The sequence below is a fragment of the Rhodococcus sp. NPDC059969 genome (assembly GCF_042738325.1).
Lineage (GTDB): Bacteria > Actinomycetota > Actinomycetes > Mycobacteriales > Mycobacteriaceae > Rhodococcus_F.
Genome location: NZ_JBHWUF010000008.1, coordinates 174,859 through 198,787, shown reverse-complemented (window position 1 = coordinate 198,787; position 23,929 = coordinate 174,859). Strand labels below are relative to the sequence as shown.

Below are 23,929 nucleotides of genomic sequence, written 5' to 3'. Positions count from 1 at the left end.
CTGCCGGCTTTCTCGCTGCTAGAGTGCGTGCAGTTAATGTGCCGCTAGTAGACGAGGTTGGGACTTCACCATGCGCGCAAGAGTGTTCTCCAAGTCGGCCGAGGGTCTTGTTGCCGTGGCTGTTGGCGCAGTTGTCTGTGCTGCGTTCGTTCCGGCACTCGCGTCTGCCGCTCCGGCCGGCGCGGTTCACACGCTGCCGACGGGCAGTATCGACGGTGGATCGAGCGGATCGAGTGATGGCGTACGCACCGCAACCGTCGACGATCAAGGTGAGCAACTCACTCTGCGGCTGCACAAGATGGATCTGCGGGGATCAGACTTCTCGATGGCCGTACAAGAAAGCGGCGGCAAGCTGTCCGATGTGGTGATTCCGGCGCCCCGTTCGTACATCGGCAGCGTGGAAGGGCATCCGGACGCAATCGTCTCGGCCATCGTCGACTCGGCCGGAATACTGCGTGGGCAGGCGATTTTCGATCGTGGTTCTTCGATCGAGTTCGTCGGATCCGACGTGGTCGGTCGAAGTACAGCGCCGATCGATGCGAAGCCTCAGTGGCCGACGGCCTCGATCGCGCCGGCTTCGGCAGCCGGCGTCGGCAAAACCGTGAAGCAGTTCGTAGTGGGGTTGGACCTGAGCGGTGAGTGGTACTCCGCGCACGGCGAAGGCAGTCCCGCCGTTGCTTTGGATCGGGCCGAGGAATCCATGGCCAGAACCGCTGCCATCTGGATCAGAGACGTCGGAATTCGGCCGATCCTCGGTCGCGTCGTTCTTCGGGCCGATGCCGTCAGTGACCCGTACTCGAGCAGCTGTGAAAACCTCGAGCAGTTGGAAGATCTGTGGTCCGATCAAGTCGGGACGAGCGTCGATCAGGCGACTGTCGTGTGCAGGTCCGGTGGCGGAAATGCCTACTACTCGAAGTTCGAGGTTGATCACAGCTACGCGCAGGTCGGCGCCGAGTCCGACGGCAACTTCAGCCGCGTCCTCCGCCACGAGTTGGGCCACAACTTCTATGCCGACGACTATCACGGCGGCGGCGCCGAGGGCCGAACCATCATGAACGGCAACGACCTCTCGCGCTTCGACGGCACCGAATTCGCAGCCATCGTCGATGCCGCGGACGTTGCCTCGGCTCGACTCGACGACATCGGTCGGTACATGGCAACCCCGATCCCGCCGTACGCCGCACTCGACACCGCGCGGGTCAGTTCGGGTGGCACAGCCACTGTCGACGCTGTCGCGAATGATCATGACAGCAACGGAGATTCGATCAAGGTGACCGGTGTCGAGGCGACCTCACTTCTCGGCGGTACCGTGAAACTCGACGGCGGCAAAGTTGTCTACACGGCGGGGACGAAGACGGGGGTCGACCGGATCCGCTACACACTCACCGACGCAGCCGGCGGGACGAGCACCGGCTGGATCATCGTCGATGTGAGTGCCTGAAGGGTTGAATCAGGCGACCTCGACGCTCGACTCCTCGTCGAGGACGCGGAACTCCGTGCCGTCGGCAGCCATTTCCGAGTAGCGGCCGTAGAAAATTCCGGCGGCCTCGTCGCGGATGATCGCTTGATGGATGGGAACCGCGACACGTGGCGCCACCGCGCGGAGGTAGTCGATGGCCTCGGAAATCTTGAGCCACGGTGCGGCGGCAGGAAGAGCAAGAACGTCGACCGTCTGTTCGGGAACGAAGAGGGAATCGCCGGGATGCATGAACTGCGCCGGGTTGGTGGCGTCGCCGAGGAGGAACGCGGTGTTGTCGATCATCGGTAGGTCCGGGTGGATGATCGCGTGCTCACCGCCGGTTCCGGTCACTTCGACGTCGCCGATGCTGAACCGGTCACCGGGCCGGACTCCGGTCCAGCGCCCACCGAGCTTTTCAGCCGTCTGCGGATCGCTGTAGAGCACGGCGTCGGGGTTCGCTTCGGCCAGTTCGGGCAGGCGAGCCGGGTCGGCATGATCAGGGTGTTGATGTGTCACGAGGATGGCGTCGAGGCCGGTGATGCCTTCGAATCCGTGCGAGAAGTTGCCGGGATCGAAGAGGATCTTCGAGCCGTTCAACTCCACGAGCACACAGGAATGGCCAAAATGTGTCAGTCGCATGATTTCGAGTATGCGCCGACGCGGAAGGGCTCGCAGGCGAGTCCGACAGGTGTTGGCCGTCACGCCCCGATCACTCGATGCGAACCATCTCGGGTGCGCCCGGTAAACTGGCCATCACCCGAGCGTTTCACTCCGGGTTCGCGCACTAGTACCGAGGAGCAGCACGTGGCCCGTGTCGTCGTCGAAGTCATGCCCAAGGCCGAGATTCTCGACCCCCAGGGACAGGCAATTGTCGGGGCACTGTCTCGCCTGGGCTTTGCAGGAGTATCCGATGTCCGTCAGGGCAAGCGGTTCGAGTTGGAGATCGACGGCAGTGTCGAAGACGCCGAACTCGAGAAGATCGCCGAAGGCCTGCTGGCCAACACGGTGATCGAGGATTGGACCGTCAGGCGAGTCGAGGCATGAGCGCACGTATCGGGGTTATCACGTTCCCGGGCACGCTCGACGACATCGACGCTGCTCGGGCCGTCAACCTGGCCGGCGGTGAAGCAGTTGAACTCTGGCACGGCGATGCAGACCTCAAGGGTGTCGACGCAGTCGTCGTCCCGGGTGGATTCTCCTACGGCGACTACCTTCGCTGCGGCGCAATCGCCCGGTTTGCTCCCGCGATGGGCAAGGTCGTCGAAGCAGCCAAGGGTGGCATGCCGGTCCTCGGCATTTGCAACGGTTTCCAGATCCTCTGCGAAGCCGGTCTGCTCCCCGGTGCCCTGACCCGTAACCAGGGTCTGCACTTCATCTGCCGCGACGAGTGGTTGACGGTCGAAGCCAACAACACGGCGTGGTCCTCACGCTACGAGGCCGGCGCCCAGATCCTCATCCCGCTCAAGTCGGGTGAAGGCCGCTTCCAGGCGTCCGAGAAGGTCCTCGACGAACTCGAGGGCGAAGGCCGCGTTGTCTTCCGTTACTCGGAGGAGAACCCCAACGGCTCGCAGCGTCGTATCGCCGGTATTTCTTCGGCCAACGGCCGCGTCGTCGGTCTGATGCCGCACCCCGAGCACGCCACCGAGGCTCTCACCGGCCCCAGCGACGACGGACTCGGCTTGTTCTACTCGGCACTCGACGCGATCGTCACTGCCTGATCGCCTGCTGATTTTCACGACTGAACGCCGACCGGAAATCCGGTCGGCGTTCAGTCGTTTGTGGAGGTGCGCGGGGATTACTGGCTGTAGGAACTGAGGAAGTTACCGAGGCGCTCGAGGGCGGTCGCGAGGTCGTCGGTGTTCGGCAGAGTCACCAGTCGGAAGTGATCAGGTTCGATCCAATTGAACGCGCGACCGTGACTGACAAGAATCTTCTCCGATTCCAGTAGATCGAGAACGAACCTCTCGTCGTCGACGATGCCAAACTTGTCGACGTCGAGCTTCGGGAACAGGTACAGCGCCCCGTCGGCCTGCTGGCAACTGATCCCGTCGATGCTGTTGAGCGTGCTGTGCGCGAGATCGCGCTGGGCCGTCAGCCGACCTTGTGGAAGCAACAGGTCCTCGATGGACTGGCGTCCGCCGAGTGCGGTCTGGATCGCGTGCTGCGCCGGCACGTTGGCACACATACGCATGTTGGCCAGCAGTTTGATGCCTTCGATGAAGCTCGACGCCCGTTCGAGTGGTCCGGTGATGGCCAGCCATCCGGCTCGGAATCCGCAGACGCGGTAGGCCTTGGACAGTCCCGAATAGGTCAGACACAGGACGTCTCGCCCGGTCATCGTCGCAAGGTTTGTCATGGATCGACCGTCGTAGACGATCTTCTCGTAGATTTCGTCTGCGAAGAGCATCAGATCGTGTTTGCGCGCAAGGTCCACGAAGCGTTGCAGCACCTCCGTCGAGTAGACGGCGCCCGTCGGATTGTTGGGATTGATGACGACAATCCCTCGGGTGCGCGGAGAGATCCGAGCTTCCAGATCGTCGAAGTCCGGTGCCCAGCTTTGGCTTTCGTCGGTGAGGTAGTGGACCGGTGTACCGCCGGCAAGCGACACCGAAGCCGTCCACAAGGGGTAGTCGGGAGCGGGAATGAGGATCTCGTCCTCTGGATTGCAGAGGGCCTGCATCGTCAGGGTGATCAGTTCGGAGACACCGTTTCCGAGGTAGATCTCGTCGACGGTGACGTCGGTGATACCCCGTGTCTGGTAGTACTGGACCACCGCAGTGCGCGCCGAATACAGTCCGCGAGAATCGCAATATCCCTGTGCGGTAGGGAGATTACGGATCATGGCCATCATGATCTCGTCCGGTGCTTCGAACCCGAAGGGGGCCGGATTGCCGACGTTGAGTCGCAGGATCGTGTGTCCCTGATCCTCGAGTTCTTCGGTCTTGTCGAGAATTCGCCCTCTGATGTCGTACCTGACATTCTCGAGCTTGCGGGCCTGATCGATGGGTGTGTTCACGCGGTTACGTACCTCTCCGGTTCGGTGGACGAGTGGTGTGTCGGACGAGAAGGGCGCCTTACGGTTCGGCCTGGAAACGGACAAAAATTCGCGATAGCGCTGGCGTTGGCGAGAGAGTAGCGCTACTATGATTCGACATGTCCAATGATAGCAGTTCGCGGATAGCCGCAGCTTTGCGCGAGTGGATCGCGACGGCTCCTCCAGGTGCGAAGCTTCCGTCCACTCGGTCGCTCGTCAGCACGCACGGGGCGAGTCCGGTCACTGTGCAGAAGGCGCTGCGAACACTGGTATCTCAGGGGGCTGTGGAGGCTCGTCCCGGTGTGGGGACCTTCGTGCGCGCCGCACGCGTCGTGCGACCCAACGATTACGGGTGGCAGACGGCGGCGCTCGGATCGCCGAACTATCGGCTGCAACTGCCTATTGCGCTGCAGTCCACCTCCAACGACGTGATCGCGCTGCATTCCGGCTATCCGGCCCGAGAACTGTTGCCGGAAGGACTGGTTCGTGCAGCGTTCACCAGGGCGACGCGAACCGACGCCGTCTTCAATCGGCCACTTGCTGCCGGGCTTCCGGAACTGCAATCCTGGTTTGCCTCCGAATTGGGTTCTGCCACTCCGGCCGGGATCACGCCGCCGGGGCCGAACGACGTGGTTGTACTTCCCGGCAGTCAGGGTGGACTTGCGACGTCCTTCCGTGCGCTCGTGGGGGAGGGGCGTCCGTTGCTCATGGAATCGCCGACGTACTGGGGTGCGATCCTTGCTGCCGCCCAGGCCGGTGTCACGGTCATTCCGATCTCCAGTGGTGCCAACGGTCCTGATCCGGAAGAGCTTTCGCGCGCATTCGAACAGACAGGCGCTCGGGCGTTCTACGCACAACCGAGTTTCGCGAGTCCGACGGGGGCGCTGTGGTCGCCGACATTGGCTGACAAGGTGCTCGAGACCGTCCGTCGGCACGGCGCCTTCCTGATCGAGGACAGTTCGGCGCTCGACTTCGGCATCACCGCCGATCCCAGCCCTATTGCCGCTCGAGACGACAGCGGACACGTTGTCTACCTCCGTGCGCTGACCAAGAGTGTGTCCCCATCGGTGCGAGTTGCCGGCTTGATCGCTCGCGGCCCGGCGTACGAGCGGATTCTTGCTGATACACAAGCAGATTCGATGTACGTCAGCGGAATGCTGCAGGCAGTCGCCCTTGACGTCGTTACCCAACCGGCCTGGCGAACGCACCTGCGCAGGCTTCGTCACCAACTCGAGGCCAGACGCGACCTCCTCGTGTCGAGTCTGCGCGAGCATGCGCCGGACGCTCACCTCGACGCCGTACCGCAAGGTGGACTCAACCTCTGGCTTCGGCTTCCGGACACCACGAATCTCGAACGCGTCGTGCAGGACTGCCGGTCGGCCGGTGTGTTCGTCGGGGCCGGAGACGATTGGTTCCCGGCGGAACCGACCGGAAAGTTCCTGCGGCTCAACTACGCCGGTCCGAACCCGGGCGAATTCCCCGACGCCGCCCGCATCATCGGCGGAGCAATCACACAACATATGTAGAACTCACCGCCTTGGGGTTGACCTGAACTTCCATTGAGGTTTTATCGTCGTGTCCATGACCGAACAGCCAATGCAGCCACCGGCGAATCAGCCGATCGGATTCTGGACCGCGCGTGCAGGCGAAGCGATTCGCGCACGCACGCGCGGGGCACTCGAAGCAATCGGCGTGACTCAGCCGCAATGGTGGATCCTGCACCAACTTTCGCTGCACCCTGAAGGGGTGGAGCGAGCCGTCCTCCTACGGACGATCGGTCCGAACGAATCAACTGACGTCATCGACGAGGCCGTCGACTCTGCCCTCGAACTGGGGTGGGCGCGTGAGGACGGGACTGTCCTTCGTCCTACTGATGCCGGCTCCGAGCAGTTCGATCGTGCAGCGCGGGTACAGCAGACGTTGCAGGAGGAGCGGATGCAAGGAATCAGCGAAGAAGAATTTGTCACCACCATCACGGTCCTGCAGCGAACCATCAAGAACGTGGGGGGCGACGCCTGGCACTGGTAGAACTCGTCATCTCGGCCCGCTGCCGGGTAGGGCGGCTTCGATCAAGTCGACTGCACGGGATACGCCGCCCGCCGCTGCGAGTTCTTCTGCCAACTCTGCGCTGCGTCGGCGGAACTCACTAGAACTCACGCGCGTCAGCGCCTCACGAAGCTCTTTTGCCGTGACGGTAGCGCCGTCGACGCGTACTGCGACGCCGGCGTCGACAAGCGAGTCGGCGTTGCCGAACTGGTCAACGGCTTGCGGTACCGCGATCATGGGCGTGCCGGTGACGAGTCCCTCGCTGGATCCGCCCATACCCGCGTGGGTCACAAATGCGTCGGCCTGCTGCAGAATCGCGAACTGCGGTACCCAGCGGTGTATTTCGACAGTCTCGGGCACAGATCCGAGATCTGAGATCTGTACCTGCTTTCCGATTTGGAGGACGACGTGCCACCCGTCCATTTCGCCGAAAGCTTCGACGCAGGTGCGGTAGAAATCCGGGTGATCGGTGAAGGCAGAACCCAGCGAAATCAACAAGAGCTTGCGTTCCGGATCCGGGTTCACCCAGGGTTGACTGCTCGGCTCGAGTGCGGGGCCGACAAACGTGTAGACGTCGCGGTTCACTCGATCGGCGTTGGGCTGCATAGATTCTGCGATCAGAACGATCGCACGCGGTGGGCGTCCGGTGAACTCACGAGGATCGACCTCGACGCCTTCGCTGCGGAAGAACCGGGCCTCCCGATCGAGCAGGTCCACGCCTCTCGGATCGGAACGAATCTCGTCGTACATCGGTGCGGCGTCGGCTTCGTAACCGTCCCAGGCAACGTACGTCGGCGACAACTGCATGATGGGAACGTTCCACTGCTGAGCCAGTATTCGTGCCGGAATGCCGGCGATGTCGTAAAGAAAGAGGTCAGGTCGATCGTCTTCGTAAATTCGGCGCAGTTGCGGCAGCATCGACTCGTAATCGTCCTGGAACAGGGTCAACTGATCTATCAGATCCCCGTCCCAGCTCTTCTCCGGTTCGGTGTCGTCAGGGGAAGGAGCGAGACTGGGCAGCGTGGATACGTACGGTGCGAATTCGGCCCCGGTCGCCTCGAAGATCTCACGCATCGACTCGTCGTTGGCATAGGTGACGCGGTGACCGGCGGCGACGAGACGCGCGATGATCGCCAGGCTCGGATTGACGTGGCCCGGTGCCGGAATGCTCACCATGGCGATATGTCTGCGGGTCATCGATCACTCCTGCCGTCTGACTGTTCTCGAACATCTCCGTCTACCGAACCGAGACTATCCACCACGATGGGCGACGGCATCTGATTTTTGCCGGGGGAAGTACCGTGGGCTCTCGAGTAGGACTACGCATCCGAGTGTTGCGGCGACAGGCCAGACTTCGAAGCATGAGCGCACCGACAACACCTTCGAAGACCACTGCAGCCTTCTACCTGCAGGCCGGAATCGCCTTTGCCGTCAGTTTTGTCGGCACCCTCCTCGGAATTGCCTATCTTCCGATCGATGCGTGGCAACGCGGATTTCTCGGAATGTCCTTGCTGTTCTTGGTCACCAGCACGTTCACGTTGGCCAAGGTGATTCGTGATCAGCAGGAGGCATCGACGGTCAGAGTTCGGGTGGACGAGGCTCGACTCGAGAAGTTGATCGCCGAACACGATCCGTTCAAAGCGGCAGCGTGAAACCTGTCGGCAAGGTCAGGATCAGCGTGCTGCCGAGAGGTTGCTCGTTTCGGCGTGCCGACAGATCGCCGCCGTGGGCGAGCGCGAGGCTACGCGCAATCGTGAGCCCCAAACCCGAACCGTCGGATCGATCACCACGATGAAACCGGTCGAAGACGGATTCGAGCTGGTCTGAGGGAATTCCGTCGCCGGTGTCGGTGACGGACACCGAGAGGTGATCCTCTCCCCGCGCGAGTGTCACCGTCACCGAACCTCCGGTTGGAGTGTGCCGCAACGCGTTCTCGAGAAGGTTGGCGAGGATCTGTTCGATTCGTTGGCGATCGACCTCGGCCGTGATTGTGTGCGGAGGCAAGACGGTCGTCAATTCGACCCCACGATCGACAAATCGTGGCCGCGCTGCTGCCGTTGCGCCGGCGACGATATCGCCGAGATCCTCGGCCCGTCGATCGAGTTCGAGTGCGTGCTCGTCGGCAGCGGAGACGTCCGCCAGATCGCACGAGAGCCGACGAAGTCTTTCGAGTTGGTCACGCATCACCGACCACGAAGTGGTGTCCGTGGGTAGGACGCCATCCTCGATGCCGTCCACGTACGCAGCCAAAGTCGATACCGGAGTGCGCAGTTCGTGGGCGAGGTCGGCAAGCAGTCGTTTGCGAACCCGATCCGAATGATCAAGGCGTGCAGCCATGTCAGCGAAGGCCGTTTCGAGACGCGTGAAATCTGCATCCACGTCGGACCTGTCGATAGTCACGTCGAAGTTCCCGTCGGCGACGCTTTGCGCCGCCTCCGCCAGCGTTGTGATCGGGGCCGTGATGCGTCGGACGATGTAGACCGCGGCGATGCCTGCTCCCACCAATGCGACCGCGATCCCGCACAACAGTGCGATGGTCATGGTCTGAGCGAACGCTTCTTCGGTGTGGGTACGTACATTCGAGTCTTCGATGCCGGCCATCATGAGGTGGTTGTGAAAGAGCGGGGCAGCCACGGCAATGGCAACGGCGGCGATGGCGAGGCAGGAAACGAACAGGACGACAAGCTGCGCGAGCAGCAGTTTTCCGCGTAGCCCGAGTTTCTTCATGGCGACCCCGTTCATGACGACCTCAACGAGTATCCGACGCCCCTGACGGTTCTGATGAACCGCGGATCGGTCGCGTCGTCGCCGAGTTTGCGGCGTAGTGCACGGACATGGACGTCGACGATGTGCTGGTCCCCGAACCAGGACGAACCCCACACCGAGGCGATGATGTCTGCTCGACTCCAGGCCGCGTCGGGTCGGGCAGCGAGGGCGGAGAGCAACGCGAACTCGGTGGGAGTGAGATCGACAGGGCGGTTGTCGACATGCACCGTGCGGGCGAGGACGTCGATGTCGAGACCGGGTGGCGTCGGCAGCGCTTCCGGCAGCATGCTCGACGCACGTGGCCGTCTGAGCAGTGCTTTCACTCGAGCAACCAACTCGCGGGGGCCGAAGGGTTTGACCACGTAGTCGTCTGCGCCAGCTGCCAGTCCGGTCACCTTGTCCGACTCGTCACCGCGGGCGGAGAGCATCAGGACGTACGCGTCGGAAAACGTGCGGATCCGCCGGCAGACTTCCAGGCCGTCGAAGCCCGGGAGCATCAGGTCGAGCACGATCAGTGCGGGCTCGAATTCGCGGACCGCACGTACCGCGTTCGGACCGTCGTGTGCGATCCGAACGGTGAAGCCCTCTCGGCTCAGGTAGTTGGAGACAACCTTCGCGAGCGCAGGTTCGTCGTCGACGACGAGTACGCGCCCAGGCTCCTCGCTCGGTCGTAGTTCGGCGCTCATCAGTCCGAGGTTAGTCGACTGCGCCGCCTTGTTACCGCCGCCTGATGGTTTCGTTCGACTGTGAAGATTCGATGAAGGAACATCGTATGGGCCGGTTATCGGGTCTCTCGGCGGCCTTGCGCCGGTAGTGTGGCAAATGTGCAGTAGCACCCACAGGGATCAAATCAGTTGTGGGGCAATGTATATCAATTCAATTTCTGGGAGTGGAAAACATGTCTACGACATTCAAGCGGAGCGCCGCGCGGTTCGTTCCAGCGGTGGCAGCGGCAGCACTGTTGATTGCCGGATGTTCGGACAACTCCGGAGAAAGCGTCACCCATTCTTCCGAAACGACCAGCGTCGCAGCACAGTCGGCGATTCCGGCGGGTGTCAATGCAGCCGACATCGAATTCCTCGAAGGGATGTACCCGCATCACGCGCAGGCATTGGACATGGCCCGGATGGTGGAAGGCCGAACCGACAATGCCGAACTTCTTTCTCTTGCAGCGCAGATAGAGGCAGCGCAAGGCCCGGAGATGGCTCAGATGACCGAACTGCTGACGAAGTGGGGACGCCCCGACCCTGCGTCGAGTTCGATGGGAGGAATGGATGATTCGGCGCACGCGGGTCACGGCGTCGGGATGGCAGACATGCCGGGCATGATGTCGGCCGAAGACATGACGGCTCTCACCGACGCCAGCGGCGCGGAGTTCGACAAGATGTGGCTGACGATGATGATCGAGCACCACAAGGGCGCCATCACCATGTCCCAGACCGAAATCGACAACGGGCTCGACCCCTCGGCGGAGGCGATGGCAGAAGCGATCATCGCTGGTCAGCAGGCAGAAATCACTCAGATGGAAGCGATGTTGAAGGGCAGCTGAACGGGAGACCTTGGCCGCGTGACCTTGCTCGGGTGACTGCCTGGGCATACGTTCGAGGCTGATGGCTTGACTGGTGCTGTGCTGCAATCACACGCGAGGGGATGACCGCCACATGGATCACAGTCAGATGGACCACAGCCAGATGGACCACAGCCAGATGGAGCATGGGGCACACGGTGGTCACGGGGATCACGTCGCACAGTTCCGGAAATTGTTCGCGGTCATGCTGGTCATTGCAGTTCCGGTTGTTGCGGCAGACGCGATGTTCGCTGATCTGGTCGGGTACACCTTGCCGGAAAACTCTCTGGTGGAATGGATCTCACCGGTACTCGGCACAGTGATGTACTTCTGGGGCGGTAAGCCGTTCCTCACCGGTGGCGTGTCCGAAATCCGTTCTCGGCAACCGGGAATGATGCTGTTGATCGCGCTCGCGATCACGGTGGCCTTCTTTGCGTCCTGGGCTGCGAGTCTGCACTGGGTGGATCACACTCTCGATTTCTGGTGGGAACTCGCGCTTCTGATCGTGATCATGTTGTTGGGCCACTGGATCGAGATGCGTTCGCTCAGTCAGACCTCGAGCGCCTTGGATTCGCTTGCCGCGTTGCTACCCGACGAGGCGGAACGGGTGGTGGGCGATTCGGTGGAAACCGTGCCCACCGCAGCTCTGGTCACCGGTGACCTGGTGATAGTTCGTCCCGGCGCCCGCGTTCCCTCGGACGGAACGGTGGTCGAGGGCAGTGCCGACATGGACGAATCCATGATCACGGGCGAGTCGAAGACAGTTCGGCGCACTGTCGGTGACCAGGTGGTGGCCGGCACCGTAGCCACCGACTCGGCGCTGCGGCTGCGAGTCACCGCGGTGGGCGAAGACACCGCGCTCGCCGGTATCCGTCGCCTGGTCGAGCAGGCCCAGAATTCGTCGAGTCGTGCCCAGGTGTTGGCGGACAAGGCCGCTGCCCTGCTGTTCTGGTACGCACTCGGCGCGGCAGTGTTGACCGCGATCGCCTGGAGCATCTGGGGCACACCGGAAAGCGCAGTCACCCGTACGATCACCGTTCTGGTGATCGCCTGCCCGCACGCACTCGGGTTGGCGATTCCGCTGGTCGTGTCGATCGCGACCGAACGGGCGGCTCGGGCTGGGATTCTGATCACGGACCGCATGGCCCTCGAGGCGATGCGCAACGTAGACACCGTTCTCTTCGACAAGACCGGCACTCTCACCAAGGGCGAGCCAGCAGTGGTCGGTGTGCGCGGTGTCGACGGGTATGCCGATGACGAAGTTCTCGGCGCTGCCGCTGCCGTCGAATTCGACAGTGAACATCCACTCGGACGCGCCGTGGTCGCAGCGGCGCGGGAGTTGTCACTCGAAATCACTGCGGGTTCGGACTTTCAGGCGCACAACGGGATCGGGGTTGCGGCGGACGTCGACGGTGCGCGCGTAGGCGTCGGCGGACCGGGGATGTTGAGATCGGTCGGTGCCTCGCCGATCCCGGGGACCGAAGAGTGGCTCAGCGACGGATCGACGGTTCTGCACGTGGTGCGTGACGAGAAGGTGATCGGTGCATTGGCATTGGCCGACGAGATTCGCCCGGAATCAGCATTGGCTGTCGACGCCCTCCACGCTCGCGGTGTGCGCGTGGCCATGGTGACCGGAGACGCGGAGGCCGTGGCACATTCGGTTGCCCGCACGCTCGGGATCGACGAGGTCTTCGCCGAGGTGCTTCCGCAGGACAAGGGGGCACAGGTATCGCGGCTTCAGGCTGCGGGCCACCGCGTGGCGATGGTCGGCGACGGGGTCAACGATGCGCCGGCGCTCGCCCAGGCGGATGTGGGCATCGCGATCGGTGCCGGAACGGATGTGGCGATCGCGTCGGCGGGAGTTGTTCTGGCCAGCGATGATCCGCGATCGGTGAGCTCGGTCATCGAGCTGTCCCGCGCCACCTACCGGAAGATGGTCCAGAACCTGTGGTGGGCAGCGGGATACAACGCGATCTCGGTTCCCCTCGCTGCGGGAGTGCTGGCGCCCGTCGGGTTCGTGCTGCCGATGGAGGTCGGAGCAATCCTGATGTCGGTGTCCACCGTGGTAGTTGCCGCGAATGCGCAGTTGCTGCGGCGCTTGAACTTGCGGCAACCACCGGTGACCGCTCTCGAGTCGAAAGCGCTCACACCTCAGTAGTGGTCGGGAGTAGCCGGACTACTGACGGCTCAGGAACGGAATGAGCGCACGCAGCACAGCTTCGGAGTCCGCGACTGCGCTCGCATGATCAGCGCCCTCGATCACGGTCAAGGCACTGTCCGGGATCATCGACGCGAGATGCTCGGTATCCGGTAGGCGCTCGCGATCTCTCGATCCGACGAACAACAAAGTCGGCGTGGTGATCCGTTGAAGCACCGCGTCGTCGATGCCCTTCTCCTTCTCGGCTCGCCGCATGTATGCCGCGAGTGCGAGTGCGTCGTTGATTCGAAACGCGGTCGCAGTCTGGGGATCCACCGGTTTGCCGCGCCGAGCGCCCCAACCGGACAGGAACCCTTCGATACCGCCGCTTTCGAGTGCGTCGATGCAACCGGGAAAGAACAATGCGTCGAACGCACCCGTCATCGGTCGGCTACTACCGCCCCCGACCGTCAACGACCGCACCCGTTCGGAGTGCTCTACTGCCAGTGACATCACCGAACGCCCGCCGAACGAGTATCCGAGGACGTGAGCCGGTTCGAACGGAGACTCCGTGTCGAGAATTTCCAGGAGGTCAGCGACCACCAGATCCATTGCATACGAATCGGAGTCGTGCGGCTTGTCGCTGCGTCCGTGACCCCGCATGTCGACGAGGATCAGACGGTACCGGTCCTGGAGTGCCTTGACGTACCCGAAGCCACGCCAGATGGAGCGCGACAACGCCGTGCCGTGCACCATCAACAGGGGCGGGCCATCGCCCACGATCTGATAGGCGATTCGCGCACCGTCCACCGGATTTCTCACGTCGTGCAACACCCGTCCAGTATGGGTGCCAGTTGCTACGGGCCATCAACTCGGCCTCCCTCAGAGCTACCGGTCACTGCCCGGCGGGGCAGTGCCCACTGTTCCAAGCAGTGCATCGGTGTAGGGGTCTGCAGTGCTGACGCCTACTGCTATTCCCCGAATCAGAGCCTCGAAATCAGCGGCGACGATGGTGACCTCCTCGAACTCCGGCACTCTCCCGCGGACAACCTGACCGTCGGGTGCGAGCGCCAGGTACTCGTACCCATTGCGTACCGACATCAGGACCGGGAGGTGAGTGGACCAGAAGGCGTTGATCGCCGCGCGCTCCGCCGGCCCGGAAGCGACCGCCAGGCTCTCGTGCCGGAACGCATTCCAGGGAAACGCCTCATCGCTGACGCCAACACCACCGGCATAGTTCTCTGCCGAGAGAAACCACACCTGGTCGTCGGAACTGGCAAGTACGGAGAACGAACTCGCCCACACTATGAGTTGGTCACAACCGCCGACCAGTGGTTGCGGAACTGGGGCAGAGGCTGATCGAGTAGGTTCTTCGCGAACCCAACCTGCGAGCGACAGCGCAGCGGTTGCGTCGAGGTGAAGGCACATCTCCCCACGGTAGGCCAGACCGTCAAGCACCGTTGGCGACAACCGTCGGCCTACTCGGGATCGATGTCTCGAATACCAGTCTCGTCCATGCTGATCCACCGCGTTATGCCGATGTCGCGCAGAAACGGCAGATCGTGACTCACCACCACCATGGCACCGCGGAAATCGGAAAGTGCCTGCGTGAGGTGAGCGAGACTCGGTAGGTCCAGGTTGTTGGTCGGCTCGTCGAGAAGAAGCAACTGGGGCGCGGGTTCGGCCAGAAGGATCGTCGCTAACGCCGCGCGCAATCGTTCACCGCCGGAGAGCGCAGAAGCCAACACGTCGGAATCCGTTCCCCGGAAAAGGAACCGTGCCAACTGCCCGCGAATTTCCTCGGCTGTCGCGTGTGGCGCGGCCAAAGCGACGTTGTCCGCCACCGAGAGATCCTCGTCGAACACGTCGAGACGTTGGGGGAGCGCACGAGAGGCTACGAACGGAGTCGACGCAGCGAGTGCATCGAGCAACGTTGTCTTGCCGATTCCGTTGCGTCCCAGTAGCGCAATCCGCTCCGGCCCGGTGATCTGGAGCGATACCCCTTGGCCGCTCCGCAACGTCACCTCGTCGAGCCGCGCAACCTGCTGCCCCGGATGAACCTCTGTAGCAGGAAGGTCCAGGCGGATCTCGCGATCGTCTCGAAGGAGTTCCTCTGCCTCCGACAGGGCGGACTTGGCCTCGCCCACCTTCCCGATATGGTTGAGGGCCAGCTTTCCGGCCGAAACTTGGGCTTGGCGTTTTCGTTCCTGCGCGATAATCAGTGGCACCCGCTTGTTCTCGAACATCTTCTGCCCATAGCGCTTACGTCGGTCCAGTTTTGTTCGAGCGTCGATCAGCTCGCGGCTCTGCTTCGCCAGATCGGCCTTGGCGTCGCGAACGGTGGCGAGTGCGTTTTCCTGCTCAGCGGTCACGACCTCCTGGTAGTGCGAGTAGTTGCCGCCGAACACGCGTAGATCCCCTCGACGTAGTTCGACGGTGTACTCCGCTGTGTCGAGCAGTTCCCGGTCGTGGCTGACGATCAGTACGGTTCCCGGAAACTGTTGGACTGCAGCATGAACTCGTGATCGAGCGTCGCGGTCCAGGTTGTTGGTCGGCTCGTCGAGGAGTAGCACTTGCGGATTCTTCAGCAGCGTTGCGGTCAGGCCGAGTAGTACGGTCTCTCCGCCGGAGAGGGTGCTGACCGTTCGACTCAGTGCTGCCGTATCCGGAACTACCTTCTCGAGGCCGAGCCGATGCAAGGTGGAGAGAGCGCTCTCCTCGATATCCCAATTGGTGTCCACGAGCGCAAAGTCGGCTTCGGAACCGTCACCGGTTTCGATGCGGTGCAATGCGTTTCGGAGTTCGTGGATACCGAGGATGTCATCCACCCGAACGCTCGGATCGAGTGTGATGTCCTGACGGAGGTAGCCGACCTCGCCGGAGGCGGTCACGGATCCGGATTCAGGTGAGAGCTCTCCCGCGATCAATCGCAGCAGAGTCGACTTTCCCGATCCGTTGAGTCCCACGAGACCGACACGGCCACTGGGGAATACAAAACTGATGCGGGAAAAGACTGATTCGCCGTCCGGCCAGATGAAGGTGAGATCCGAGAGCGACAGAGAAGAATGCGTATGGGTCATGAGTACTCCAGAGGGTGCTTGGACTGTGCGCCCGGCTCAGCAATGGCTGATGGGTGCGAGTGCCTTCGCGTAATGAACCTCTAGAGGAGCAACGGCCCGTTTCCTGTTCTGTCGGGAATGATTCGTGTTCCAGGTTAAAACACTCGAACGGTCCCGTGCAATCGAATTATTCTGTGCTGTCGGTCTCGTCAGTGTTCGGTGCCCAGATTTTCGGGCCCTCAGATTTTCGGGCCTTCAGATTTTCGGGCCTTCAGATCGGAGATCGTCGACCTTCGACATCGCTTCGCGCAGCTCAGTGAGCCACTGTTCGCTGTGTTTGCCCGCCAACCGGACTGTCCACATGAGGGCATCCGCGCGCGAACGAGCAACACCCGCGTCCACCAGAGTGTCGAGAACCTTGCGTTCGGGCTGACGTAGCCGTGTCATCACCGGGACCGCGAGATGTGTGAACAGGACGGACTTTTCGTCCAGGCGTACGCCCCAGGCGACCTTGCGTCCGTAGCGAGCCTCGGCCTCGTCGGCGATGCGCATCCGGTCGGCGCGCGTGGTTTCGCGAAAGCGTGAGATCCTTCCGTCCGCGGCGGCCTCGCCACCGTCGACTGCCGGGAGTTCACCGATCACGACGATTTCTTCGCGGTCGACCTGGACGTCGGCCGTTCCGGTGAACCAGTCATCTGGGAGTCGACCGGCAAACCAGTCGGACGCATCACTCGCGTCGGGAACCGATGCTTGTTGCCAACCTCCGGGACGGCCGAACCTGCGGTCGCCGGAGTTTTGTGAGTTCTTCATGGCGTTCTCCTCTGAGAGCTGGTGGAGTGTGGCGTGCGTTTATTGCACTGATTACATGATTACACCGATAGTCGAACTGGCGCCACAAATTCGGGCATGATCGAAGTCGTGCGCCTTTCACACGCTCGTCAGAGCTTTCGAACTTTCCGTCGTCCCGTGGCTGCCGTAGCTCTGGGGGTGTTGGCAGCAGGATCCGTCGTTGCGTGCAGTTCTGGCCCTGATCAGCCGAAATCTGTGGCAGAGGAGTTCGCGTCCGCGCTCACCGCGGATGACGTGCAAGCGGCGGCAGCCCTCACCACCGACCCGGCGGCGGCGTCGACTGCGATTTCTGCCCTGATCGACGGACTGGGCAAGGACGAGGGAACATTCACCGTCTCCGACGCCACCGAGTCCGGAGATTCCGCAGGAACATTCACGCTCGACGCGGCGTGGAAGTTCGGCGAAGGTCAGGACTGGAACTACTCGACGCAGGGAAACGCGTCGAAAAGCGGTGACAACTGGCTGATCCAGTGGGACCCGGCACTGCTCGCTCCGGACCTGACCGCTTCGACCACGCTGCGCTACACACCTACGACAGGCGCGCCGCCGTCGGTGCTGGACGCTGCGGGTCAGCCGATCATGGAGCAGCAGGTGGTGACGCTGGTCAATCTCGATTCCGCCGCGGTGCCCCCGGTGGACACGGCAGCCGTGGCGGCCCTTCTCTCGCCCATCGCACCGACGATTACGGCGGCATCGCTGAGCGGCGATCTTGCGTCGGCAAGTGGGAAGCCGGTCACCGCAATCACTTTGCGGGCCGAGGATCTTGCACCGATCGAGGAGCGGTTGGCGGCGATTCCCGGTGTGAGCTTGGCACCGCAGGCGCGATTGCTCTCGGTGGACAAAGCGTTGGCGTCGCCGACGTTCAGCGGGCTGTCCGACCTCTGGCAGGAGGGACAGGACAAATCCGCAGGCTGGGCGGTACAGCAGGTGAAGCAGAACGGAACCGTCACCACCGTCGCCGGCCAAGACGGGCCGGTTGCTCCGAATATCGCGACGACCATCGACCGACCGCTGCAACTCGCGGCCGAGAACGCACTGGCCGGGGTGACGCAACAGGCGGCGATCGTTGCGCTGCAGCCGTCGACCGGAGCGGTGTTGGCGGTGGCCCAGAACGCCCCCGCAGACGCACAGGGCCCGATCGCGTTGACCGGCCTGTACCCACCGGGTTCGACGTTCAAGACAGTGACGACGTCCGCGGCCCTGCAAGCCGGCGTCGCTACACCGGACACAGTTCTGCCGTGCCCGGGTACCGAGAACATCGAGGGACGTCAGATTCCCAACGACGACGAGTTCGACCTCGGATCGGTCCCGCTGCACACGGCATTCGCGAAGTCGTGCAACACCACCATGGCGAGGATGGCCGTCGGTCTGCCTGCGGATGCCCTGCACAATGCGGGATTGCAGTTCGGGCTCGGCGTCGACTACGTGACCCCCGGGCTCACGACGGTGACGGGCAACGTCCCCGACGCGAACACTCCCGCCGAGCGCGTCGAGTCCGCGATCGGCCAGGGCACCGTGACCGCCACGCCTTTCGGGATGGCTCTCGTGGCGGCCTCGATCGCCAACGGAACCACGCCGTCGCCGATGTTGGTCAAGGGACAGGCCGGCGTGGCGGATCAGACGGTCGCACCTGCTCCCGCGGAGGTGACCGAACAGTTGCGGGTGATGATGCGCGAGACCGTCACGGGCGGTACTGCGACGTCGTTGCAGGACATTCCGGGGCTTCTCGGCAAGACCGGCACGGCCGAAACCGAGGGTGGCCCGGCACATGGGTGGTTTGTCGGAATCAAGGGAGACCTCGCATTTGCGGTATTCATCGCGGGTGCGGACAGCTCTTCGCCTGCAGTGCAGGTAGCGGGCACTTTTCTGCGCTGAAACCTGTTTTCCGTTGCAGTTGGATCACACCGTCGTAGCTCAACCGTGACACGTTCGTAGGCATCCCGTGCTTGTTACTCGTGTGACAGAAGTAAAGAGTTACATGCATGGGGCCCGGAGGACAGCACAACCGTCGTGGAAAATATGTCGTTGCGTCGATAACTGCTGTCGTTCTGACAGTGGCGCTCGCGTCGTGTGTCATCGGTGGGGAGAAGAAATCCGACGCCGCCTCGGTGGTGGAGGACTTCGTCACCGCCCTCAACAACCACGACGCCGAAGCTGCCGCGGCGCTCACGTCGTACCCCAACGCGGCACGGCCGTCGATCCAGCAGATGTTCGACGGACTGGCCGCCAAGTCCACCGACTTCGACGTCGCTCAGGTCATGGATCTGGGTAGCGACTCCGGACTCTTCACCCTCGACGCGTCCTGGAATTTCGGGGAAGGCAAGGACTGGAGCTACCAGTCGCAGGGTGAGGTTCGCGATCTGTCCGTCGGCTGGCGTGTGTCCTGGGACCCGTCGGTCCTCGTCCCCGACCTCGGCAACGGTCGCACCGTCTCGTACACCCGTACGGACGCAGCGCCGCCGAAGGTCGTCGACAGCACCGGCACCCTGCTCATGAACGAGCAGACCATCAACGCGATCACTCTCGACCCGGCCACCATGCCGGACCCCGTCGACACCACCCGTCGCCTCGCCACGGTCCTCGAACCTGTCGCGCCGTTGGTCACCTCGGAGTCGATGCTGGCCGACCTCGCCGCCAACCCCGGCAAGCCCGTCACCGCCGTACTGCTCCGCGATCCGGACTACGCCTACCTGGAAAGCGATTTTGCGATCCCCGGCGTCGTCGTGGTCAAGACACCCAAGCTGATCGCCTCCGACCGTCGCATCAACTCGCCGTTGCTCGATCCGCTGCGAACCGTGTGGCAGGCCAATCGTGACGCCACCGCCGGCTGGGCGGTCAACCTGGTCGAGTCCAACGGGTTCCCGATCAAGCAAGCCGGCTTCCAGGGACCTCCCGGCCCCGACGTCGCCGCGACTCTCGACTCGCACGCTCAACTTGCCGCGATCGAAGCCGTCGTCAGTGCAGGTACTCCCGCGGCCATCGTCGCGATCCGCCCGTCGGACGGCGCCATTCTGGCTGCAGCACAGAACAATCAGGCCATCGAGCAGGGGCCCATCGCTTTCACCGGGTTGCGCCCGGCCGGCGGCGCCCTCGATCTGGTTCGTCTCGCATCGTCGATGCAGAACGGCGTCGACCCCGGAGCAGTGTCAGCGGAGCAGTTGGCCGACACGGGGCAGCAACTCGGACTGGGCAACGGCTTCCATATTCAGGGGCTCGAACAGCAGACTGCAGTGCTTGCCGCGAACCGCCCCGGCGTGGACCAGGCGATGAACAACGTCATGGCCAACAAGACGTCCAACGACTCGGGTGCGCCGACGGTGACTCCGTTCGGGATGGCGATGCTGGCGGCGTCGATCGCCCGCGGTAGTGCCCCGCTTCCGATGATGGTCTTCGGACAACCGGCTACCGCCGACGTCGCCCCGACGGCATTGCCCGGCGATGTGAACAATCGTCTGCGCGACGCCATGCGAGGGGCCGGCGGACTGGCCGGGTACCCGGACATGATGGCGGCCGGTGCGGCGAGCGGTGACGATCGCTGGTTCTACGGATCACGCGGAGACTTCGCATTCGCAGTGTTCGTCGCAGACGCCGACGGCGGCGATCGAGCAATGCAGATGACGGACAAGCTCTTCCAGGAACTCGGCAAGCCTGCCGACAAGTAGTACCGGGCACCGCGAGTAGATTCCTGGTTCGTGAACCTGCTCGATTTCCTTTTCCTCGTCGTAGCGGGATTCTTCAGCGGTCTTGTCGGTTTTGTCACTGGTCTTGCATCGATCGTCTCGTATCCGGCTTTGCTGAGCGTCGGGCTCTCACCGGTCAGCGCGAACATGACCAATACCGTCGCGTTGGTGGCCGTCGGCGTCGGAGCGTTGGCGAACTCGTCACGCGAAGTTGCCGATACCGGTCCGAAACTTGTTCGCTGGGCTCTCTATTCGGCGGCCGGTGGCATTGTCGGTGCCCTGATTCTGTGGCTGGCACCGGAAGGCTCTTTCGAATCCGTTGTGCCCGCGATGGTTGTGTTCGCCTCGCTCGCACTGCTACTGCAACCGAAGATTCGTGAGCTGGCCGGCGGCGGTGACCGTCCCGGAATCTACTCGGCAGCGCTGTTTGCCGTTGCGGTTTACGGTGGCTATTTCGGCGCCGGCGCCGGTGTCATCTTCCTGGCCGCGACGCTCATCCTGACCTCCGAAACGGTCTGGCGTGCAACGATCCTGAAGAGCTTCTTTCTCGGGATCGCCAATCTTGTGGCTGCGCTCATCTTCGCCTTCTCCGGACAGGTGCACTGGGTGGCCGCGTTGGCGATGGCGATCGGCGCGTTGGCCGGAGGCTGGTGCGGGCCACCCGTCGTCAAGAAAATCCCGCCATCGGTACTGCGTGTGGCAGTAGCGATAGCGGGATTCGTGCTGGCTGTTTGGTTGTGGGTGAAGTGAGACTGTCTAATTCACGCCCTGCATCAGCTTCTTGATCCACGGCGAGGCAAGAGCAAGAATCACTCCGATTCCGATCGACGAGAAACCGATGATCAGGAAGAACGGGCGACTGTCGTCGATGTCGAAGTAGCCGGCCAAGGTCCCTGCCATCGAAGAACCCAAAGCAACGGACAGGAAGAACAACGCCACCATCTGGGTGTGGAAATGCTCGGGCGCGAGTTTGGTTGCAAGGGAAAGGCCGACGGGGGAGAGGAAGAGCTCTGCGAAGGTGAAGAGCAGAAGCACTCCGGCAAGACCGAGTAGCGGTGCACTGTTCGGTCCGCCACCGGTGATCGGGATGAACGCCAGGAACGCCAGACCCATCGTGCCGGTACCGAGTGCGAATTTGATCGGCGACGACGGCTGACGGTCACCGAGTTTGGTCCACATCGCAGCGAAGACACCGGCAAAGATGATGATGAAGACCGGGTTGATCGACTGCACCCACGTCGGCGGAAAGTCCCAACCGAAGAGATTGCGGTCGAGGAGTTTGTCGGAAATTACCGGCACGGTGGTGAACTGCTGCTGGAACAGCGACCAGAAGGCCGCGCTCGCGATGAACATCGGGATGAACGCAAAGACCCGACTGCGTTCGACCTTGGTCACCTTCTTGCTGGTGAGCATGAGGAGGAAGTAGCCGACGGACGCGATGATCGTGAGTCCGACAACGACGTCGGACATGTTGTCCGCCGTGATCAAACCGGTGATGGAGGCGATCGCGACCACGACGATCGCGGCAATGCCTATGCCGATGTAGAGAGCGCGCTTGTCCGCGGGCAACGGGTTGCCGGGCTCGGCTCCGATTCCGTGAAGATGCTTGCGGCCCAGCGTGTACTGGATCAAACCGAGCGCCATGCCGACGGCGGCGAGAGCAAAACCGGCATGGAATCCCCAGGCGTCCTGGACGGCACCGGTGAGCAGCGGACCGACAAGCCCGCCGATGTTGATGCCCATGTAGAAGATGGAGAATCCGGCGTCGCGGCGGACATCCTTTTCGGAATAGAGATCTCCGACCAGCGAGGTCGCATTGGCCTTGAGACCACCACTGCCGAAGGCAACCATGACCAGGCCGACACCCACACCCCACATGCCGGGGAGAACCGACAGTGCGATGTGGCCGGCCATCACCAGTGAAGCGCTGTAGAAGAGGGTGCGCTCGGAGCCGAGAAGTCGGTCGGCCACCCACGCGCCGAGAATCGTCGACAGGTAGACGGTGCCGCCGTACGCGCCGACGATGCTGGTCGCTGCTGCCTGGCTGATGCCGAGGCCGCCGTCACTGACGCTGTAATACAGGTAGTAGATGAGGATGCCTTGCATCCCGTAGAAGGAGAATCTCTCCCACATCTCGACGCCGAACAGGTTCGCCAGCGCAAAGGGCTGTCCGAAGAACCCCCGGTCTTCCTTTTCGCTACGTTCGACGGGCTCCGTAGTGTTGCTCATCCGAAAAGTGTCCTACGTCCTCGGGCATTTCGGGTGGTTCCGAGCCGTGGAATTTGGTTACGACTTGGTGCGAATCCTCGCTACCAGCGGCACGAGTGCGCGCCAGCCGAGCAGGAACGCGCCGAGGACGAGAGTCGCGACGACGATGAAGCTGAACTGCGTGCCTTGACCGCTCAGCACTCGCAGGACCATGCCGATGACGACGGCGCCGAGCCAAACGGCAATGCCGGTGGGGAGCAGGAGAACGGGGTTGAACTTGTCGCGGTACAGCGCGAACGTGGCGGCCCATCCGATTCCCAGGCCGGTCAGGAACGGCCAGGACGTCTTCGCGAGACCGGCGAGCGCGTTGGCTTCTTCGTGGGTGCGGCGCCCTATCGCGCAGAAGATTATGACAAGAATGGCGTCGATCAGCAGGAATGGTGCGTACTTCTTCACGCTCACACCATACGACTGTGCGCCTTTATTAACCGCGGGCGGTTAATAAAGGCGCACAGTGAGGTTAGGCCTGGAGGCCGGCTTCGATCTCGAGGGTGATCGTGATCTTGTCGCCGACAACTGCTCCGCCGCCTTCGAGGGGCATCTCGATGGAGATGTCGAAGTCCTTGCGGTTGATGACGGTGGTGGCTTCGAATCCGGCGACGGGGCCCTGGCCCATGCCCGGGTTGACACCGTTGAACTCGAGGTTCAGCTCGACCTCGCGGGTGACGCCGTGGAGCGTGAAGTCGCCGGCGAGGACGAAGTCGCTGCCCTTGGAGCGCACTGCGGTGGACTTGAAGGTTGCCTTCGGGAACTTCTCGACGTCGAAGAAGTCAGCGGACTTGATGTGGCCGTCGCGCTGCTCGTTCTTGGTGTTGATGGAGTCCACGGAGATCTCGGCCTCGACGGCGGGGGTTCCGTCTTCGGCAACGGTGATCGTTCCGGAGAACTCGTCGAACGTTCCACGAACCTTGGAAACCATGAGGTGGCGAACCGAGAATCCGACGGTGGAGTGGACAGTGTCGATGACCCAGGTTCCGGCGGTCAATGTGGGCAAGGTTGCGGTGGTCATGGAAGCTCCTGAAGAAGTAGTTGAATATTCAAGTTCTTGTAGCTTCAACTATGGA

At 62.6% G+C, this 23,929-nt stretch carries 23 protein-coding genes; 11 read left to right on the top strand and 12 right to left on the bottom strand.

Annotated features, from left to right (window positions below):
* Positions 1-70 precede the first annotated feature (70 nt).
* Positions 71-1,441 carry an Ig-like domain-containing protein gene (locus ACFWAD_RS21870; protein WP_378535381.1) on the top strand — a complete coding sequence of 457 codons (1,371 nt, stop codon included), beginning with the start codon at positions 71-73 and terminating at the stop codon, positions 1,439-1,441.
* A gap of 9 nt (positions 1,442-1,450) precedes the next feature.
* Here ACFWAD_RS21870 and ACFWAD_RS21865 read toward each other — a convergent pair whose 3' ends face one another.
* Positions 1,451-2,098 (bottom strand): MBL fold metallo-hydrolase, encoded by a 648-nt coding sequence (locus ACFWAD_RS21865; protein ID WP_378535383.1) that lies wholly within the window; start codon positions 2,096-2,098, stop codon positions 1,451-1,453.
* Between the two features lie 165 nt (positions 2,099-2,263).
* On the opposite strand from ACFWAD_RS21865, the gene purS reads away from it, so the two are divergent.
* Positions 2,264-2,503 carry a phosphoribosylformylglycinamidine synthase subunit PurS gene (purS, locus tag ACFWAD_RS21860; protein ID WP_003945817.1) on the top strand — a complete coding sequence of 80 codons (240 nt, stop codon included), beginning with the start codon at positions 2,264-2,266 and terminating at the stop codon, positions 2,501-2,503.
* Positions 2,500-3,177 (top strand): phosphoribosylformylglycinamidine synthase subunit PurQ, encoded by a 678-nt coding sequence (gene purQ, locus ACFWAD_RS21855; RefSeq protein WP_050655460.1) that lies wholly within the window; start codon positions 2,500-2,502, stop codon positions 3,175-3,177. Before purS ends, purQ begins: the two co-directional genes overlap by 4 nt.
* Positions 3,178-3,254: 77 nt before the next feature.
* Here the strand turns inward: purQ and ACFWAD_RS21850 are convergent, their stop codons facing one another.
* Positions 3,255-4,475, bottom strand: coding sequence for a pyridoxal phosphate-dependent aminotransferase (locus ACFWAD_RS21850; protein WP_378535386.1), 1,221 nt, complete (start codon positions 4,473-4,475; stop codon positions 3,255-3,257).
* A gap of 137 nt (positions 4,476-4,612) precedes the next feature.
* Between ACFWAD_RS21850 and ACFWAD_RS21845 the strand changes: the two genes are divergently transcribed.
* Together ACFWAD_RS21845 and ACFWAD_RS21840 are read left to right on the top strand one after the other, a co-directional pair.
* Positions 4,613-6,019 (top strand): PLP-dependent aminotransferase family protein, encoded by a 1,407-nt coding sequence (locus ACFWAD_RS21845; RefSeq protein ID WP_378547631.1) that lies wholly within the window; start codon positions 4,613-4,615, stop codon positions 6,017-6,019.
* Positions 6,020-6,074: 55 nt separating this feature from the next.
* On the top strand, positions 6,075-6,521 hold the full coding sequence (locus ACFWAD_RS21840; RefSeq protein ID WP_378535391.1) for a MarR family winged helix-turn-helix transcriptional regulator: 447 nt from the start codon (positions 6,075-6,077) through the stop codon (positions 6,519-6,521).
* A gap of 6 nt (positions 6,522-6,527) precedes the next feature.
* On the opposite strand, the gene ACFWAD_RS21835 is transcribed toward ACFWAD_RS21840, so the two are convergent.
* Positions 6,528-7,736 (bottom strand): macrolide family glycosyltransferase, encoded by a 1,209-nt coding sequence (locus ACFWAD_RS21835; RefSeq protein WP_378547629.1) that lies wholly within the window; start codon positions 7,734-7,736, stop codon positions 6,528-6,530.
* A gap of 164 nt (positions 7,737-7,900) precedes the next feature.
* On the opposite strand from ACFWAD_RS21835, the gene ACFWAD_RS21830 reads away from it, so the two are divergent.
* On the top strand, positions 7,901-8,191 hold the full coding sequence (locus ACFWAD_RS21830) for a YiaA/YiaB family inner membrane protein (protein ID WP_054800678.1): 291 nt from the start codon (positions 7,901-7,903) through the stop codon (positions 8,189-8,191).
* Here the strand turns inward: ACFWAD_RS21830 and ACFWAD_RS21825 are convergent.
* Positions 8,175-9,281 carry a sensor histidine kinase gene (locus ACFWAD_RS21825; RefSeq protein ID WP_378535396.1) on the bottom strand — a complete coding sequence of 369 codons (1,107 nt, stop codon included), beginning with the start codon at positions 9,279-9,281 and terminating at the stop codon, positions 8,175-8,177. The genes ACFWAD_RS21830 and ACFWAD_RS21825 overlap by 17 nt on opposite strands.
* Complete coding sequence (locus tag ACFWAD_RS21820) at positions 9,278-9,991, bottom strand: response regulator transcription factor (RefSeq protein ID WP_378535398.1); 714 nt, start codon at positions 9,989-9,991, stop codon at positions 9,278-9,280. Before ACFWAD_RS21820 ends, ACFWAD_RS21825 begins: the two co-directional genes overlap by 4 nt.
* 212 nt (positions 9,992-10,203) lie before the next feature.
* Between ACFWAD_RS21820 and ACFWAD_RS21815 the strand changes: the two genes are divergently transcribed.
* Together ACFWAD_RS21815 and ACFWAD_RS21810 are read left to right on the top strand one after the other, a co-directional pair.
* Positions 10,204-10,854, top strand: coding sequence for a DUF305 domain-containing protein (locus ACFWAD_RS21815; protein WP_378547627.1), 651 nt, complete (start codon positions 10,204-10,206; stop codon positions 10,852-10,854).
* A 112-nt stretch (positions 10,855-10,966) separates the two neighbouring features.
* Positions 10,967-13,030: a heavy metal translocating P-type ATPase gene (locus ACFWAD_RS21810; RefSeq protein ID WP_378547625.1), complete on the top strand. Its 2,064-nt coding sequence runs from the start codon at positions 10,967-10,969 to the stop codon at positions 13,028-13,030.
* 18 nt (positions 13,031-13,048) lie between these two features.
* Here the strand turns inward: ACFWAD_RS21810 and ACFWAD_RS21805 are convergent, their stop codons facing one another.
* From ACFWAD_RS21805 to ACFWAD_RS21790, 4 genes are all read right to left on the bottom strand, one after another.
* The gene (locus tag ACFWAD_RS21805; RefSeq protein ID WP_378547826.1) at positions 13,049-13,819 is read right to left on the bottom strand and encodes an alpha/beta fold hydrolase; all 771 of its coding nucleotides are present in this window, start codon (positions 13,817-13,819) and stop codon (positions 13,049-13,051) included.
* A gap of 78 nt (positions 13,820-13,897) precedes the next feature.
* Positions 13,898-14,437: a hypothetical protein gene (locus tag ACFWAD_RS21800; RefSeq protein ID WP_378547623.1), complete on the bottom strand. Its 540-nt coding sequence runs from the start codon at positions 14,435-14,437 to the stop codon at positions 13,898-13,900.
* Positions 14,438-14,487: 50 nt separating this feature from the next.
* A complete protein-coding gene (locus ACFWAD_RS21795) occupies positions 14,488-16,089 on the bottom strand; it encodes an ABC-F family ATP-binding cassette domain-containing protein (RefSeq protein ID WP_378547621.1) in 1,602 nt (533 codons plus the stop codon).
* 234 nt (positions 16,090-16,323) lie between these two features.
* Positions 16,324-16,878: a hypothetical protein gene (locus ACFWAD_RS21790; protein WP_378547619.1), complete on the bottom strand. Its 555-nt coding sequence runs from the start codon at positions 16,876-16,878 to the stop codon at positions 16,324-16,326.
* Positions 16,879-16,974: 96 nt separating this feature from the next.
* On the opposite strand from ACFWAD_RS21790, the gene ACFWAD_RS21785 reads away from it, so the two are divergent.
* The 3 genes from ACFWAD_RS21785 to ACFWAD_RS21775 all read left to right on the top strand — a co-directional run bounded on the left by ACFWAD_RS21785 (position 16,975) and on the right by ACFWAD_RS21775 (position 21,347).
* Complete coding sequence (locus ACFWAD_RS21785) at positions 16,975-18,792, top strand: penicillin-binding transpeptidase domain-containing protein (RefSeq protein ID WP_378547617.1); 1,818 nt, start codon at positions 16,975-16,977, stop codon at positions 18,790-18,792.
* Positions 18,793-18,899: 107 nt separating this feature from the next.
* Positions 18,900-20,579 (top strand): NTF2-like N-terminal transpeptidase domain-containing protein, encoded by a 1,680-nt coding sequence (locus ACFWAD_RS21780; RefSeq protein ID WP_378535413.1) that lies wholly within the window; start codon positions 18,900-18,902, stop codon positions 20,577-20,579.
* Positions 20,580-20,609: 30 nt separating this feature from the next.
* On the top strand, positions 20,610-21,347 hold the full coding sequence (locus ACFWAD_RS21775; RefSeq protein WP_378547615.1) for a sulfite exporter TauE/SafE family protein: 738 nt from the start codon (positions 20,610-20,612) through the stop codon (positions 21,345-21,347).
* Between the two features lie 6 nt (positions 21,348-21,353).
* Here ACFWAD_RS21775 and ACFWAD_RS21770 read toward each other — a convergent pair whose 3' ends face one another.
* From ACFWAD_RS21770 to ACFWAD_RS21760, 3 genes are all read right to left on the bottom strand, one after another.
* Positions 21,354-22,826, bottom strand: a complete 1,473-nt coding sequence (locus tag ACFWAD_RS21770) for a peptide MFS transporter (protein WP_378547612.1) — start codon at positions 22,824-22,826, stop codon at positions 21,354-21,356.
* A 57-nt stretch (positions 22,827-22,883) separates the two neighbouring features.
* Positions 22,884-23,261: a DUF3054 domain-containing protein gene (locus ACFWAD_RS21765; protein ID WP_378547609.1), complete on the bottom strand. Its 378-nt coding sequence runs from the start codon at positions 23,259-23,261 to the stop codon at positions 22,884-22,886.
* Between the two features lie 64 nt (positions 23,262-23,325).
* On the bottom strand, positions 23,326-23,874 hold the full coding sequence (locus tag ACFWAD_RS21760; RefSeq protein WP_019747097.1) for a YceI family protein: 549 nt from the start codon (positions 23,872-23,874) through the stop codon (positions 23,326-23,328).
* Positions 23,875-23,929: the final 55 nt, after the last annotated feature.

Coding starts and splice junctions, on each gene's coding strand:
- ACFWAD_RS21870 (WP_378535381.1), top strand. CDS start 71: ATGCGCGCAAGAGTGTTCTCCAAGTCGGCCGAGGGTCTTGTTGCCGTG.
- ACFWAD_RS21865 (WP_378535383.1), bottom strand. CDS start 2,098: ATGCGACTGACACATTTTGGCCATTCCTGTGTGCTCGTGGAGTTGAAC.
- purQ (WP_050655460.1), top strand. CDS start 2,500: ATGAGCGCACGTATCGGGGTTATCACGTTCCCGGGCACGCTCGACGAC.
- ACFWAD_RS21845 (WP_378547631.1), top strand. CDS start 4,613: ATGTCCAATGATAGCAGTTCGCGGATAGCCGCAGCTTTGCGCGAGTGG.
- ACFWAD_RS21840 (WP_378535391.1), top strand. CDS start 6,075: ATGACCGAACAGCCAATGCAGCCACCGGCGAATCAGCCGATCGGATTC.
- ACFWAD_RS21835 (WP_378547629.1), bottom strand. CDS start 7,736: ATGACCCGCAGACATATCGCCATGGTGAGCATTCCGGCACCGGGCCAC.
- ACFWAD_RS21830 (WP_054800678.1), top strand. CDS start 7,901: ATGAGCGCACCGACAACACCTTCGAAGACCACTGCAGCCTTCTACCTG.
- ACFWAD_RS21825 (WP_378535396.1), bottom strand. CDS start 9,281: ATGAACGGGGTCGCCATGAAGAAACTCGGGCTACGCGGAAAACTGCTG.
- ACFWAD_RS21820 (WP_378535398.1), bottom strand. CDS start 9,991: ATGAGCGCCGAACTACGACCGAGCGAGGAGCCTGGGCGCGTACTCGTC.
- ACFWAD_RS21815 (WP_378547627.1), top strand. CDS start 10,204: ATGTCTACGACATTCAAGCGGAGCGCCGCGCGGTTCGTTCCAGCGGTG.
- ACFWAD_RS21810 (WP_378547625.1), top strand. CDS start 10,967: ATGGATCACAGTCAGATGGACCACAGCCAGATGGACCACAGCCAGATG.
- ACFWAD_RS21800 (WP_378547623.1), bottom strand. CDS start 14,437: ATGTGCCTTCACCTCGACGCAACCGCTGCGCTGTCGCTCGCAGGTTGG.
- ACFWAD_RS21795 (WP_378547621.1), bottom strand. CDS start 16,089: ATGACCCATACGCATTCTTCTCTGTCGCTCTCGGATCTCACCTTCATC.
- ACFWAD_RS21790 (WP_378547619.1), bottom strand. CDS start 16,878: ATGAAGAACTCACAAAACTCCGGCGACCGCAGGTTCGGCCGTCCCGGA.
- ACFWAD_RS21785 (WP_378547617.1), top strand. CDS start 16,975: ATGATCGAAGTCGTGCGCCTTTCACACGCTCGTCAGAGCTTTCGAACT.
- ACFWAD_RS21780 (WP_378535413.1), top strand. CDS start 18,900: ATGGGGCCCGGAGGACAGCACAACCGTCGTGGAAAATATGTCGTTGCG.
- ACFWAD_RS21770 (WP_378547612.1), bottom strand. CDS start 22,826: ATGAGCAACACTACGGAGCCCGTCGAACGTAGCGAAAAGGAAGACCGG.
- ACFWAD_RS21760 (WP_019747097.1), bottom strand. CDS start 23,874: ATGACCACCGCAACCTTGCCCACATTGACCGCCGGAACCTGGGTCATC.